Origin of the sequence: Cuspidothrix issatschenkoi CHARLIE-1 (genome assembly GCF_002934005.1) — a bacterium.
GTDB classification, from domain to species: domain Bacteria; phylum Cyanobacteriota; class Cyanobacteriia; order Cyanobacteriales; family Nostocaceae; genus Cuspidothrix; species Cuspidothrix issatschenkoi.
Map to the genome: position 1 here is coordinate 1 of NZ_PGEM01000091.1, position 14,961 is coordinate 14,961.

At 37.5% G+C, this 14,961-nt stretch carries 16 protein-coding genes and 1 pseudogene; 7 read left to right on the top strand and 10 right to left on the bottom strand.

Going from position 1 to position 14,961, the window contains the following annotated elements:
* Positions 1-136: 136 nt before the first annotated feature.
* The 5 genes and pseudogenes from CUN59_RS13170 to CUN59_RS22050 form a co-directional block, all read right to left on the bottom strand.
* The gene (locus CUN59_RS13170) at positions 137-322 is read right to left on the bottom strand and encodes a hypothetical protein (RefSeq protein ID WP_104388275.1); all 186 of its coding nucleotides are present in this window, start codon (positions 320-322) and stop codon (positions 137-139) included.
* Positions 323-578: 256 nt separating this feature from the next.
* Positions 579-1,316 carry a ribonuclease PH gene (gene rph, locus CUN59_RS13175; RefSeq protein ID WP_104388276.1) on the bottom strand — a complete coding sequence of 246 codons (738 nt, stop codon included), beginning with the start codon at positions 1,314-1,316 and terminating at the stop codon, positions 579-581.
* A 159-nt stretch (positions 1,317-1,475) separates the two neighbouring features.
* Positions 1,476-2,051, bottom strand: a complete 576-nt coding sequence (locus CUN59_RS13180) for an adenylate kinase family protein (RefSeq protein ID WP_104388277.1) — start codon at positions 2,049-2,051, stop codon at positions 1,476-1,478.
* Positions 2,014-2,217 (bottom strand): zinc ribbon domain-containing protein, encoded by a 204-nt coding sequence (locus tag CUN59_RS22670; protein ID WP_438501818.1) that lies wholly within the window; start codon positions 2,215-2,217, stop codon positions 2,014-2,016. The genes CUN59_RS13180 and CUN59_RS22670 overlap by 38 nt, the downstream gene beginning before the upstream one ends.
* Before the next feature lie 106 nt (positions 2,218-2,323).
* Positions 2,324-2,527, bottom strand: a pseudogene (locus CUN59_RS22050) (RNA-guided endonuclease TnpB family protein); the annotation flags it as partial.
* A 602-nt stretch (positions 2,528-3,129) separates the two neighbouring features.
* On the opposite strand from CUN59_RS22050, the gene CUN59_RS13195 reads away from it, so the two are divergent.
* The gene (locus CUN59_RS13195) at positions 3,130-3,666 is read left to right on the top strand and encodes a P-loop NTPase family protein (RefSeq protein ID WP_104388278.1); all 537 of its coding nucleotides are present in this window, start codon (positions 3,130-3,132) and stop codon (positions 3,664-3,666) included.
* A 42-nt stretch (positions 3,667-3,708) separates the two neighbouring features.
* On the opposite strand, the gene purH is transcribed toward CUN59_RS13195, so the two are convergent.
* Positions 3,709-5,232, bottom strand: coding sequence for a bifunctional phosphoribosylaminoimidazolecarboxamide formyltransferase/IMP cyclohydrolase (purH, locus tag CUN59_RS13200; RefSeq protein WP_104388279.1), 1,524 nt, complete (start codon positions 5,230-5,232; stop codon positions 3,709-3,711).
* Positions 5,233-5,637: 405 nt separating this feature from the next.
* Between purH and CUN59_RS13205 the strand changes: the two genes are divergently transcribed.
* Entirely contained in the window at positions 5,638-7,575 is a 1,938-nt protein-coding gene (locus CUN59_RS13205) for a protein phosphatase 2C domain-containing protein (RefSeq protein ID WP_104388280.1), read from the top strand.
* Positions 7,576-7,779: 204 nt separating this feature from the next.
* A complete protein-coding gene (locus CUN59_RS13210) occupies positions 7,780-8,001 on the top strand; it encodes a ferredoxin-thioredoxin reductase variable chain (RefSeq protein WP_104388281.1) in 222 nt (73 codons plus the stop codon).
* Positions 8,002-8,073: 72 nt separating this feature from the next.
* Here CUN59_RS13210 and CUN59_RS13215 read toward each other — a convergent pair whose 3' ends face one another.
* Both CUN59_RS13215 and CUN59_RS13220 read right to left on the bottom strand, forming a co-directional pair.
* The gene (locus CUN59_RS13215) at positions 8,074-8,421 is read right to left on the bottom strand and encodes a KGK domain-containing protein (protein ID WP_133164023.1); all 348 of its coding nucleotides are present in this window, start codon (positions 8,419-8,421) and stop codon (positions 8,074-8,076) included.
* Between the two features lie 84 nt (positions 8,422-8,505).
* Complete coding sequence (locus tag CUN59_RS13220; protein WP_104388283.1) at positions 8,506-8,727, bottom strand: hypothetical protein; 222 nt, start codon at positions 8,725-8,727, stop codon at positions 8,506-8,508.
* Between the two features lie 357 nt (positions 8,728-9,084).
* Between CUN59_RS13220 and CUN59_RS13225 the strand changes: the two genes are divergently transcribed.
* The 4 genes from CUN59_RS13225 (at position 9,085) to CUN59_RS13240 (ending at position 13,341) form a co-directional block, all read left to right on the top strand.
* Positions 9,085-10,143: an amino acid ABC transporter substrate-binding protein gene (locus CUN59_RS13225; RefSeq protein ID WP_243406934.1), complete on the top strand. Its 1,059-nt coding sequence runs from the start codon at positions 9,085-9,087 to the stop codon at positions 10,141-10,143.
* A gap of 38 nt (positions 10,144-10,181) precedes the next feature.
* A complete protein-coding gene (locus tag CUN59_RS13230; RefSeq protein WP_104388285.1) occupies positions 10,182-11,108 on the top strand; it encodes an amino acid ABC transporter permease in 927 nt (308 codons plus the stop codon).
* Between the two features lie 253 nt (positions 11,109-11,361).
* Positions 11,362-12,513: an amino acid ABC transporter permease gene (locus tag CUN59_RS13235; protein WP_104388286.1), complete on the top strand. Its 1,152-nt coding sequence runs from the start codon at positions 11,362-11,364 to the stop codon at positions 12,511-12,513.
* A gap of 75 nt (positions 12,514-12,588) precedes the next feature.
* Positions 12,589-13,341 (top strand): amino acid ABC transporter ATP-binding protein, encoded by a 753-nt coding sequence (locus CUN59_RS13240; RefSeq protein ID WP_104388288.1) that lies wholly within the window; start codon positions 12,589-12,591, stop codon positions 13,339-13,341.
* A 98-nt stretch (positions 13,342-13,439) separates the two neighbouring features.
* On the opposite strand, the gene CUN59_RS13245 is transcribed toward CUN59_RS13240, so the two are convergent.
* Together CUN59_RS13245 and CUN59_RS21745 are read right to left on the bottom strand one after the other, a co-directional pair.
* A complete protein-coding gene (locus CUN59_RS13245) occupies positions 13,440-14,207 on the bottom strand; it encodes a hypothetical protein (protein ID WP_104388287.1) in 768 nt (255 codons plus the stop codon).
* Positions 14,208-14,770: 563 nt separating this feature from the next.
* Positions 14,771-14,961, bottom strand: a 191-nt coding sequence (locus CUN59_RS21745) for a hypothetical protein (protein WP_207765421.1), incomplete at its 5' end; no start/stop codon positions are given.

Below are 14,961 nucleotides of genomic sequence, written 5' to 3' on the forward strand. Positions count from 1 at the left end.
CAAAAGTTTGATTATGGTTGTATCTCATTTGAATGAAATATGCTGTATTTCCTAGGGGTAATTCATGAATTACCCCTACTTTCCTTCTGTTGTACGTAAGTCCTATAAATGTGTGTAGCTGGATGAGATTATCTAATTAGCAACCATGTCCCCAGCCGTGTCCCCAGCCATGGTGTCCCCAACCATGGTGTCCCCAGACGCGTCTCCAGCCATGGTGTCCCCAGCCATGTCCTCCTGTTAAAACTTCTTGTTCTTTTATAGATAATTCTGTGAACAATTCAGAGGAATTAGATAGGTCTGATAGGATAATTTGATTTGACATCTTTTTAGCCTCCACTCACAAATATGATTCAGTCATAATCTTTTTATAAAAGTCATTTACATAAATTTAATGATTCTAGAGATATAATCTCAGAATTATAACTTCTATCTTTTGAATGAAATAAAATTCCAAGTTGGAAAGGCAATTAGAAATTCTCACTGAACAGACAAATTAATAATTATAGCCGTGGACGGGATCAGCTATTACGCATCTAAATTTTATTCCTATAGCAATTCTCATTTAATAGGGTCAGGAATTACAAAAATAGACTATTCCAATCAGGAATTGCTTCTTTTTGAGCAAGTAATAATTTCTGTATACCTTGTTCAGAAAAATCTAAAAGTTGATTTAATTGCTGACGGGTAAAACTACCTGCTTCTGCTGTTCCTTGAACTTCAATAATTGCCAATTTTTGATTCATGACAATATTAAAATCCACATCTGCGGCTACATCTTCCACATAGTTAAGATCCAAAAACGGTTCATCTTGTAATAAGCCAACGGATATCGCCGCTATTTGTTCAATTAAAGGCGATCGCTTTAATACTCCTTCCTGTAATAATTGGGAAATAGCATGAGCTAAGGCCACAAAACCACCGGTAATGGCCATTGTTCTTGTACCTGCATCAGCTTGTAATACATCTGCATCTACAGTTAAAGTCAGTTCTCCCAAGGCTTCAAAATCCAATGCAGCCCGTAAACTTCGACCTATTAAACGTTGAATTTCTTGGGTTCTGCCAGATAATTTCATTAATTCCCGTTCCTGACGTTTTTGGGTAGCTGAGGGCAACATTCTATACTCAGCCGTTAACCAGCCGTTACCACTACCGGTCAAAAATTTAGGTACGCCCTCAGCCACGCTGACGGTACAAAGAACCTGGGTGTCACCACATTTAGCTAAAACCGAACCAGGAGCAAAGCGGGTAAAATTAGGAGCAAAGCTATGGGGACGAAGTTCACAGGGTTTTCTACCGTCAGGACGCTGCCAAGCCATGGAATGTTGCCTCAAAATTTTTGCTTACTGCTTTGTAGGTAAGAATTCAGAAGTTCAGGAGTATGGCTAACGCCACGCCGCGCTATCAGAATGAACAATGAAGCATGAAAAACATTTTTCTTTGATCTTCCCTGTTCCCTAAATCCTTACCTTTATAGATTATCCTAACAAGGTTAAAATTTCTTGCTCTACCTGTTCTGGTGACCGATCACCATTAATTGTTAATAGGTGACGACGGTGATCATAATATTCTAAAATGGGGATAGTGCGATCATAAAATAATTCTACACGCCTTTGGACAATTTCCGGTTGATCATCGGGAAGTAACCGCCCCAAAGAACGACTCACCATAACTGCGGCAGAAACTTGTAGATAAATTGCCCAATTGAGATTTTGCCCTAACTCTTCTAATAAAAAATCTAATTCTTCTGCCTGAAAAGCTGTGCGTGGATAGCCTTCTAAAATCCAACCTTCATTGACATCAGGTTGTTTAAGGCGAACTTTAATAAATTCAATCATCATTTCATCGGGAACAAACTCTCCTTGTTCTAAATAAGGTTTAGCTTCTAGAACTAAATCATTTAATTCGCCATAATTATTATTTTGATTATTGCCATATATGGCCGCTCTTAAAGTTTCACCTGTAGAAATTAAAGGCACATTAAAAACTTTAGAAAGTCTTTGCGCTTGAGTGCTTTTACCTGACCCTGAACCTCCTAAAATCACTAATCTCATGAAAACCTACTCTCCAAGTATAAAATTGACTAATGCTATAGTAAATCATTACCGATCGCTCAGGAGACTTTTTGACAATTACGCCACAACTAGAACACTTTTGAGAAGTGTAATGTGGTGCTACAGCTATAGCAACTTTGTCAAATTTAACCGCAAAATATTCAATCCTTTTAGATTTGCAATTGTCGTAAAACCTTGATAAGTAGGTTGGCGTTAAAGAGAGTTTTGGGCAATTTTACTTTTCTTCACATACCTTTAAATTTTTCGGTTCACTTACTTATAACAAACCAAGCCCCTTCTGTGGCTGATTGTACAGCCATGGAGTTTAATTCAGCAGTGAAAGGAAATTCTTTCCGCAGTTCAGTAGAGTATTTATTAAAGGCAAATTTATTAATTTTTAGCTCATGCGGTGCATCCATCCAATATTTAATCGCTTTATTACGAACGAATTGGGTAGTCCGAATTGCATTGTCTATGGCGTTATATTAATGTTGTTTTCCCTTAACTTTATGGTTCTACTGTACTTGTTATGCTAAATAACCACTCTGAAAGAGGGAACAGGGAACAGGGAACAGGGAAAAGAGGCAATATTTTGTAATAATGTTCAAAATTATGGCTTATTTCTTATGTATAGCAAGCTTTCCGAAATTTTTTGGACTAGATTTTGCATATTAGGTACTGAAGAACCAACTTTATATTCTAGAACTATCATTGGTTTATTGTTTACGACTTGTAAGTATTATACAATGGGTGTTTGCACGGAAACAGTGAAAAAATAAATATATTGAAGAGCAAGACAATTAACGTCAATGCAGGATAAATCCTGCCCCTAGTACAGCACGGCGTAAATAAACCAACAATTGTAAATCCCCAAAAGCCTATACTGTGTTCGTTTTGACTTTTGAATGCATGACTTCCACCCTGCGGTACTAGCCTTCATCCTAGGTCTAAAGCCCAGGTGTGACCTCCTGAGTCAGCCCCATCTTCAGGGGTTTTCGGCATTTTTTTTATAAAAATATGCTGAAATTATAGAAATTAGTGACATCATTAAATTGATGTAAGGATTTAGCTTTGTCTTATGGTTGCCCAATTAGAAACCCCAGGTCTAAATTCGACTCCGAGTTTACCATATTCTGTTAAAGGACTGGTACAGGTTTTTACAAGTTCCCAACGCAGCTTTTTTACAAGTGTTATGGCACAAGCACTGAGAATTGCTGGTCAAGGAACACCAGTATTAATAGTTCAATTTCTCAAAGGAGGTATTGGACAAGGATACCAGCGACCGATCCAAATGGGACAAAATTTAGATTGGATTCGCTGTGATTTGCTGCGTTTTATTGATACTCCAGAGTTAGAAAAATCAGAAAAAAAAGCTCTCCAAGAGCTTTGGCAACACACCAAAAAGGTAGTTAATGAAGGTAAATATTCTTTATTGCTTTTAGATGAATTAAGCTTGGCCATACATTTCGGCTGTATTCCCGAAACTGAGGTATTAGACTTTTTATCTCAACGTCCTTCCCATCTAGATATTATTCTCACCGGTTCTCAGATGCCCCAGTCTATCTTAGATGTGGCAGATCAAATTACAGAAATTCGCCGTAGTCATCAACCTTGATGTTCAGGAGTTCATCTAAACCCATTACCTATTACCCATTACCTAATGTAAAAAGTGCCGTACACCAGTTATAACCATCAATAAACCCAGTTCATTTGCGGCTTTAATAGAGTCCTTATCCTTGAGACTACCTCCGGGTTGGACAATAGCGGTAATTCCGGCTGCTGCGGCTGCTCTGACGGTATCATCGAAGGGGAAGAAGCCGTCACTAGCTAGGAATGCTCCTCGGGCTTTTTCTCCAGCTTGTTCGAGGGCAATTTTGGTTGAACCCACGCGGTTCATTTGTCCAGCACCTACGCCTAATGTTGTGCGATCGCTCACTATGACAATAGCATTTGATTTCACGTGCTTGCAAACTTTCCACGCAAACAATAATTCAGCTAACTCGCTGGGTGTGGGTTGACGTTCGGTGACAACTTGCCATTGAGTAGGATCGGCAATGATATCATCAGCAGATTGGACTAAAAACCCACCGGCTACAGCTTTGACAGTTTCTTTCGGTCCAGTTAGCAAATCTGGTAAAATCAAAACTCGGACATTACCCTTTTTAGTTAAAATTTCCTGGGCTTCCTCATCACAACCAGGAGCAACCACGCACTCCAAAAATGTCTTCGTTAATTCCGTCGCCGTGGCTGCGTCAATAGGACGGTTTAAAGCGATAATGCCGCCAAAAGCTGAGATAGAATCAGCATTAAAGGCTTTTTGATAAGCGTCGAAAATCGTTTCTGCTTCCGCAGTTCCACAGGGGTTGGTATGTTTGATAATTGTCGCGGCGGGACTTTCGGTAAATTCAGCAATTATCCGCCGTGCAGCTTCCAAATCTACTAAATTATTGTAACTGAGTTCCTTACCTTGCAATTTGGTTGCTGCTGTCCAACCTGTGGGGGTGCTTCCCGTTTGATACCATGCTGCGGGTTGGTGGGGGTTTTCTCCATAACGCAAAGATTGGATTTGTGTCCCAGACATGGTAAACTCTGAACCTTGTATGCCACCTAAATAAGCTGCAATGGCATTATCATAACTAGCAGTATGTAAAAATCCTTTTAAGGCGCATTTTTGCCGAAACTCTAGGGACGCTGCCCCATTTTGACCTAGTTCTTGCAAATACTCACCATATTGAGCCGGATCACATAATACTGTCAAATGAGCGTAATTTTTTGATGATGCCCTTAACATGGCCGGGCCACCAATATCAATTTGTTCCACCGCGTCAGCTAAGGTAACACCAGGTTTAGCAATGGTTTCCTCAAAAGGATAAAGATTAACAACGACTAAATCAATGGGACGAATTTGATTATTTTCTAAATCTGTGACATCTTGCGCCACATCTCGCCGTGCTAAAATACCGCCATGAATACGAGGATGGAGAGTTTTGACCCGACCGCCTAAAATTTCTGGTGAACCTGTATAATCAGAAACTTTGGTAACTGGTATGCCCGCATCTTTCAGGGTTTTGGCTGTTCCCCCACTGCTGATGATATCAAAGCCAAATTCTGCTACTAAGCTACGAGCTAAATCAATTATACCAGTTTTATTAGATACACTCAGCAATGCCAAACGCGCCATAATTCCCCAGATTCCTTTAAACTAATTTGCAAACAGAAGAATATTCTACCGAAAGACATCCGATTTTGGATTTTAGATTTTGGATTTATTGCATTTGTGGAGGTCAAAAACTGGGAAAATTTACTGATAACCTGATCAACTTCAAACCTTTAGAACTTACACATAAACCCTCTCAAACTCTCATTCCTCTGTGATCTCTGTGTCCTCTGTGGTTCGTTTTTAGTAACCTGTGCGTAAGTCCTAACCTTGATAATATAAGAAAAATATGCATTTACTATCATTAAAACAAAAATACTTTTTCAGAGTCTAGATCCTTCTAACTTCTTTCTTCCTGCTGATTGCTTTACAGACTTTCCACTGGAACGTCTCTACTCATGAACTCCTGACTCCTGAACTCCTCTAATTATGCTTTCTACCCAACGGATTATTAATTGCCCAAATTCAGAATGTGATCAGCCAATTAACTCGGTGGGTGATACTATTTGCGATCGCTGTCAAACTCCCCTAATTTACCGCTATTTGTGGGCAACTGGCAATCAGGCGGCACAAATTCCCCCAGAAACAAAGGTAGCTGACAGATATGAAGTCATTAAACCGCAAATTTGGCTGGATACTCAACCTACACTATTACCAGATATACCCTCCCAACTGCCAAATATAGTTATTCCCTATTTACGCTTATATTCAGAACACTTACATATTCCCCAAGCTTATGGTTTTACTTCCTTAGCAGAAGTAGATGGTGATATTTTATTATTGGAAAACGCCCCTATAGATGAAACAGGCTGTATTTACCCAACTATTACCGACTCCTGGGAACAAGCATCTCCCGTGAGACAGGTTTACTGGTTATGGCAAATTCTCCAATTGTGGACACCGTTATTAGAATTACAAGTTGCCCAGAGTTTGCTATTAGCAGATAATTTATGTGTTCAAGGTTGGTGTATTCGGTTATTAGAATTACATCGAAGTACAGAACAACCAACTTTACAAGATTTAGGTAATTTTTGGCGGTCTTGGGTGACAACAGCAAAAAGCACCATTGCCCCCAAGTTAGAAATAATAGTTCAGTTAATGTGTGGAAAGGAAGTTGATTTAGAGAATATTAACGCTCAACTCAATGAATTATTGTTAACAACAGCCGCAGAATTACCTTTATTTTTAACCATAGCTGGAGCAACGGATAGAGGTAAAGTTATCAAACATAATGAAGATACTTGTTATCCTAGTGATACTAACAATATAGATGATGATTTAAAACCACGATTATCAATTATTTGTGATGGTATTGGTGGCCATGAAGGTGGTGAAGTAGCCAGTCAATTAGCACTACAATCTCTCAAGTTACAAATGCGGGCTTTATTAACAGAGATAGGAGAACAAACAGAACTGTTAACGCCGAATTTATTATCTCAGCAACTAGAGTCTTGTTTGCGAGTTGTGAATAATGTGGTCTGGTCACGCAATGATGAGCAAAATCGTCAGGGTAAGGAACGCATGGCCACAACTTTGGTGATGTCATTGCAGATACCCCAAAGAATAATTACATCTGCTGAAAAACATTTCAAAAATTCCCATGAACTTTATTTAGCGCATATTGGTGACAGTCGTGCTTATTGGATAACCCAGAATTATTGTCAACTTTTAACTGTAGATGATAATCTGATTAAACGAGAAGTTGGTTTAGGCAAAAGTTTATATCGTCAAGCGCTGCAAATACCCGAAGCTAACGCCCTCACCCAAGCATTAGGCACAAAAGAAGCAGAATTTCTTAACTTTTCGATTCAACGATTTATTTTAGAGGAAGATGGGATTTTATTACTTTGTTCGGATGGTTTGAGCGATCGCAATTTAGTAACACAATATTGGCAAGATTACGCTATTCCCGTCCTTACTGGTGATTTAAGCATAGAAGCTGCTACCCAGGAATTAATTAAACTGGCTAATGAAAAGAATGGCCAAGATAATATCTCTGTGGTGCTAACTCTTTGCCGTGTGGCTGAACCATTATCAATGGCAATTATCCCCTCACCCCCAGCCGAAATTGTTTCTCCCTCACCTCTTGCCGTTGCCGATGCAGAAGCGCTAATTGTTTCCACACCCATAGAAACCGATTTAGCCGCAAGTTCCCAAGCCCTGTTAAATTTGAGTTTGAATGAAGAAGCCACTACACCTATCCCACCATCTCAAGGCAAGAGTTGGGTCTTATTTGTTGTATTCTTACTCTTACTAATGGGAAGTACCTCTGTGAGTTTATTTGCGTGGTGGGAATTATATCCTCAATCTTTCCAACAAGTCTGTCGCCAACTTCCCGAAAAAGTACGGAAATTTTGCCCAGAGTAGGTAGGGGAGCAGGGGAGAATATTTTTACTACTGACAACGGACAACGGACAACTGATAACCATCAGAAATATACAAGTTTGTCCCACAGCTTAATAGCGCAATCTATTGTAAAATTGGGTTTGCCATTAAATCATGCTGGATTTTGCAGTCAAAATAGCTGTGGAGATGGTTGAGGAAAAACAAGAGTTAGATACATAAGATATTATGAAAGTAGGCGATCGCGTGCGTGTTAAAGAATCAGTAGTGGTTTATCATCATCCTGAACATCGCAGTCAGGCTTTTGACATCCAAGGAACGGAAGGGGAAATAGTAGCTGTTGTTACTCAGTGGCATGATAGACCTGTAAGTGCTAACTTCCCTTTTTTAGTCCAGTTTAGTAAAAAATTTAAAGCTCATTTACGCGATTTTGAAATAGAAGTTATCTAAGTTAGGACTAAAGCAAAACACGATGAAAGTAGGGGTAATTTATCAATTACCCCTCCATGACAATCAGCTTTGTTATTCGTTGTTCAATAGTTCCGCTTGCAGACCATCTAAAAGGGGATTTCTTTTCAGTGATGGAATTAAGGAAGCCTTCTGAGATTGATTATCACTTATATCGTCAGGTATAAATTCTAACGAAATTCTCACCTTTCCTTTTTGCCACCCCCCCCCAGTTGTTTCCATGGCTTCACATGGTATTCCCTCTAAAATCCAAGCTGCAAGGGTTTCGTTATCAAATTCCTGTCCCATTCTGTTGGCTAAATTCTCCGTTAGTTCTATAACTTTAAAAGTCGAAAACCCTAACGGACTCTTTTTTCTGTCTATGGAAACGACATCATTATTTCCCAAGCTAAATCCAGTCATTATATTTACTCCGATCACGACCACAGGATAAGTAAAAACTACCCTGTATTACCTAAATTAGCAGGTATCAATATAAATCACCAATTAGCGGCGACAAAACCATGACATAATATTGATTTCGCGCCGCATTTTCCCTAAATCTCGACGATTTTGGGTTGCAGTTTTCTGATACCACTCGCAATGTTTTTTAAATTCTAATCGGACATTAACTTCTTGATAAAATTCCTGGGATGTTTGATGAACTGCAAACACTTCCTCAGCTTCCGGTTGAGGTGACGGGACGATATATGGTAAATCTTTACTCATTGGGAATTGGGAATTGGGAATTGGGAATTGGGAATTGGGAATTGGGAATAGTATTTATATAGGACTTACGCACTGTACAAATTCACCATGATGTGCATAAACGAAAATCCGTCGTTTCAGGCTTTTGGCGATTAACTTCCGATCAATAGCGAACTGCTTGCAGCAGCGCTTCGCTATCGCCCAAAAATAATTAAAAAATCACGTTAAAATGCCCGAAACCCATACCTCATATTTGGTTGATCCTGTCAATGCGTAAGTCCTAGTTATAACCAGTACATTGGATTAATTGATGATGATTATTTCATATACTCACTCAGCGATAATGGCTAAAAATATATTATTGTGGGGATGTTGAGGATGAATCAATATGTATCTAAACTAGCTCGTTTGTTGGTGCTGACCTCATTAGCTTTAATATTAGCTGCTTGTGATCCTAACTCTAACAATACCAGTAAACCTCTTACCCGTGATCTGTGGTCAAGAATTAAAGCAAGTAAACAATTAGTTTGTGGTATTAGCGGGGAATTACCAGGTTTTAGTTTTGTCGGTACTGATGGGGAATATAGCGGTATTGATGTAGATATTTGTCGCGCCATAGCAGCAGGTATTTTTAATAACCCAAATGCGGTGGAATATCGGACACTCAATTCTAAGGAAAGATTTACAGCTTTGCAAACTGGGGAGGTGGATATTCTCAGTCGCAATACTAGTTGGACTTTTGGCCGTGCTACCGCCCAAGGTCTGGATTTTGCACCGGTTATTTTTTATGATGGTCAAGGTTTAATGGTGCGGAAAAATGGCGGTATTAAGTCTCTTAAGGATTTAAAAGATAAGGCTATTTGTGTGCAAACGGGAACTACTACTGAACAAAATTTAGCAGATCAAATGCGGAAGCGCAATATTACTTATAAACCCGTAGTTTTTGAAGATGTAAATGTTACCTTTGCAACTTATAGTGAAGGACGTTGTGATGCTGTGACTGCGGATCGTTCGGCTTTATTGTCTCGACGTTCTACTTTAGCAAAAGCCAATGATCATTTTATCTTAAATGATGTACTTTCTTCAGAACCTCTTGCACCTGCGATCGCAAAAGGTGACACTCGTTGGAGTGATATTGTCAAATGGACTGTCTATACTTTAATTAAGGCTGAGGAATTAGGTATCAATTCCCAAAATGTTAGCCAATTAAAAAATAGTTCTGATCCAGAAATTAAACGTTTTTTAGGAGTAGAAGGAAGTTTAGGTGCTGGTTTAGGTCTAACTAATGATTTTGCTTTTAATGTTATTAAACACGTCGGTAATTATGGGGAAATATATCAGCGAAATTTGGGAACAAAAAGTAGCTTTAATTTACCACGTGGACAAAATCAATTATGGAATCAAAATGGCTTGCTTTATGCTCCTCCTTTTCGGTAATATATCACTATTTATCAAGGCTCATCATTTTGTAATTTATGAATGATTCTCAAGTTCCATTATGGCGTAGTCAACGCTTTTGGCAAAATCTTACTCAAGCAATTGTGGTATTTTTAGTAGTTGCTATTTTCACTATAGTCGTGATGAATGTCAACCGTAATTTACAACAGTTAGGAATTAATTTTGGTTTTGATTTTTTGCAACAACAAGCATCTTTTGATATTGGGGAAAAGCTAGTTAAATACAAACCGACAGACTCTTATTTGTTAGCTTTATGGGTAGGTTTAATTAATTCTTTACGTATTGCAATTTTAGGAGTTTTCTTAACTTCAATTATTGGTTTAACTGCGGGAATTGCTAGACTATCAGATAATTGGTTAGTCCGGAATATTAGTTTATTGTATGTGGAGATATTCCGAAATACACCACTATTACTACAACTGTTATTTTGGTATTTTGCGGTATTTTTGAGTTTTCCCAAAGCTGCAAATAAAGTCAGTATTTTAGGTTTAGTAAATTTAAGTAAAAGTGGCATAGAAATACCTTTTTTCACCTTAACTCCAGAATTTTCTACATTGTTATTAGGGTTAACATTTTACACTGGGGCGTTTATTGCAGAAATTGTCAGAGGTGGAATTAAATCCGTAGAAAAAGGTCAATGGGAAGCAGCAAAGTCTCTTGGTTTAAACCCTACGTTAGCCATGAGATTTGTAATTTTACCCCAAGCACTAAGGGTTATTATTCCACCTTTAACTAGTCAATATTTGAATTTAACAAAAAACTCCAGTTTAGCAATTGCAGTAGGATATCCAGATATTTATTTTGTTGCTTCTACCACATTTAACCAAACAGGAAAAGCCGTAGAAGTAATGATCTTAATTATGTTAACATATCTCACATTAAGTTTAACGATTTCATTAGTAATGAACCAATTTAACCATGCTGTGCAAATTAAAGAAAGATAAGTCTTAGGGTGTCTTAGGAACAGCATAACACACTATATTATTAGTCAAAAGCAGAGGTAATTCATGAATCACCCCTACGTAAGAAACAGAGTTTCAAACAAATCTTGCGTAAGTCCTAAATCAATTACAGCATATTTCATATGGGGTACAAACTGGATTAATCAAACTTTTTTGGTGCGGGCATCTTGTCCGCAAAATGTGTACCTCATACCTTCGGAAACTGCTATAAAAATCTAAAATACAACAAAAAAACATGAATAATATCATAAATAACAAACTTAATTGGTTAAAAACAAATCTGTTTAACAACTGGTACAATAGTCTATTATCAACTCTATCAATAATATTCATATTTTGGATATTTCAAGGATTTGCTAATTGGTTAATTACCCTATCACAATGGGAAGTAGTACAAGTTAATTTGCATTTATTTCTAGTAGGAAGATTTCCTAAAAGTTTATATTGGCGTATTTGGGTTATTTTAGCAATAACCACAACCTTAACTAGTATGACAATAGGAATATTCAAACAACAAAAAATATTCACAAAACGTGATTTTAGTATTGCTGCTTTCTGTGGAATTATTGTCTTATTAATTCTCCCACTACAGGCAGTTGATAAAATTCGGCTATTTGCTATCACAATTTTATCATTAGGAGGACTTTTCGCAGGGAGAAAATTCCCTAATAAAATCAAACCTTGGACATCATTGATATGGTTATTATCCTTCCCGCTAATTCTTTGGTTAATTGGAGGAGGTTTAGGTTTAAAACCTGTTTCTACAAACTTCTGGAATGGTTTACTACTAACATTACTAATGGCTATAGTGAGTATTGTACTTTCCTTTCCATTGGGAGTATTACTCGCATTAGGAAGAACAAGTACATTAGGGATAATTCACTGGTTTTCTATTTTGTATATTGAAATTGTGCGCGGATTACCATTAATTGGTATTCTATTTTTAGCCCAAGTTATGTTACCCTTATTTTTACCAGAGAATCTGCGATTAGATCGTTTATTTAGAGGTATTGCAGGGTTAACATTATTTAGTGCGGCATATATGGCCGAAAATGTCAGAGGAGGTTTACAGTCAATTCCTAAAGGACAAATAGAAGCGGGTAAAGCATTAGGATTAAATACTCCCTATATAATTATATTCATTGTATTACCTCAAGCACTAAAAGCGGTAATCCCGGCTATTGTAGGGCAATTTATCGGGTTATTTAAGGATACTTCTTTACTGTCATTAGTGGGGTTAGTAGAATTAACAGGAATGGCCAGATCAATATTAGCACAACCGCAATTTTTAGGGAGATATGCAGAAGTTTATTTATTCATTGGAGTCATTTATTGGGTATTTTGTTATGTAATGGCTATTACTGCTAGGAAGTTGGAAACCCTGTAGGAGTTTAGCAATATCAAAAACGAGAATTAAAATCTTTTATTAATTATTTGCACTATCTAAATGGAGTTAATAAAAATGAGTATCACAACATCAAATTCAGAATTAATCATTATTGCTAAAGATGTACATAAATGGTATGGTAAATTTCACGTTCTCAAAGGTGTAAGTTTATCAGTAGCTAGAGGGGAAGTTATAGTTTTAATGGGACCTTCTGGTTCGGGAAAATCAACTTTTATTAGAACATTTAACGCACTAGAAGAATATCAACAGGGAACAATTACTATTGATGGAATTAACCTAACTCATGATTTAAAAAATATTGAGGCCATTCGTCAGGAAGTGGGTATGGTATTTCAACAATTTAATTTATTTCCCCATTTAACGGTGTTAGAAAATATTACTTTAGCACCTATATGGGTCAGAAAAATATCTAAAAGTAAGGCCGAAGAAATAGCTATTCAATTATTAGAAAGAGTGGGAATTTTAGCCCAATCACAAAAATATCCTGGCCAATTATCTGGAGGTCAACAACAACGGGTCGCTATTGCTCGTGCTTTAGCTATGCAACCAAAAATAATGTTATTTGATGAACCTACATCAGCTTTAGATCCAGAGATGGTGCGAGAGGTTTTAGACGTGATGCGATCACTTACTAATGATGGGATGACGATGGTAGTTGTGACTCATGAGGTAGGATTTGCACGGGAAGTAGCTGATCGTGTTATTTTTATGGATGGTGGTGTAATTGTGGAAACTGCGACTCCTGACGGATTTTTTAATAGTCCCCAGGAAGAAAGAACAAAGCGGTTTTTATCACAAATTATTTAACTGCAATTGTTCTATCCGCACTAGGACGGACTATAACACAGAGGAATAAGAGTTTGAGAGTTTTTTGCGTAAGTCCTAAATACTTTTAAAACAACCTCTTAGAATAGTTTAAACTTAACTAATTGAGTTTCAATCATCCCTGTCAGCATTTGATTGAGTTCATCCCTATCTTGAAATTGCAAAAATTGTTGGGTAGGTAAATCAAAAGGAAATTCTCCTTCCAGTTCTGGGCGCTGCATTTGTAGGAGTAAAATCTGTTCAGACCTTTTGCTGTGCAAAGCATACCCCATTTCTAAACACACATAAGGACTGGGAATGAGTTGGTTGGTTTCTTGACTCTCAATGGTAGTTATGGATGTGGTATCAGCAATAAATAATAAACTCCTACGAATTTTTCTCATGCTGGTACGACTCAAACGCATGGGAGCATTTTTAGGACGGGATGATTCTACTAATGTTAAAGGAAAACGCGATTTCTCATTGATAGTATTTAAACTGGCAACTAATTCTTCTTTTAGCAGTTCATTCGCTGTAGGATATTCAGATTGATAACAGAAATATATTATTGGATCTAATTGCGATAATATGGACTGTTTAGTAAAATAGATTTCATGACTAATTAAGTCAATGTTAGCAACTGCATATCCACCGCTACCCTCAATATAAAACTCAATATTTTCTCCTTCTAGGTAGCGTGCAAACCAAGTTGATATTTTTACTGCGTCGCTATCTTCTAAAAAGTCTGCTCGCAGTCCTGATTTTAATAAACTTTTTTTACTCAACCGAATATCTGGAGGACGTTTTTCCAGTTCTGTAATCGGTTCGTAATCCGGTAGATACCACGCTTTAAGCGCAATAATGGACATAAGGCGCCGTTTTTTACTGTCTCTTAACTATTCAATTCTAGTACAAATTTACAAACAACAACACCCAGCCTTCTACTCACTTCCCCATTCCCTCCTCCTGTTTATTCTAGCCAGGGATGTACTACCTTTCACCATCTTGATAAACAAGCGATGGAAACCAGTTACAGCGCCCCCTGTTTTCAATCATCTGAGGGAATATTAGTTTTCGCGGTGGGTGTTGTTGTTTGTTGACGAGACAGATGTAAATTAAACAGCTTTCTTACCTCTTAACTTAACTGACGTTCTTTGTCTTCTTTTCTCTCTAGCTGTTGTATCTGCCAGGGAAGCTCTATCTGCTTCCATTATTAGAATAACAGCTTTAATTTGGTTTGGATCTATTTGCAATTAAACTTTACTAAATAAAAAACATAAGTTTGATGAAAACCTATATTTTTGGCAATTACACACTACTTTTGGCAGTAATTTTATTTTGATGCAATTGAGTAATTGCTCAGAATGTTTTAAGTTTTGAAACAAAACAGATTTCATCCTCATGCACCCTAAAATACCCAGGACTTACCCAACTACCACATTGCTAGGGTGTGGTTCGGCAAGCTCACTAACCGCGTCAGACAGTATAAATCATGTAAATAACTAAATTGTTGGTATTTGATATCATGTTTTGTTGAACACTTATCATATCTGTTAATGCTGGTAATGGGTAATTGGTAATTATGTAAAGTTTTGTAACGACATTCAACATTTCTGAACATTG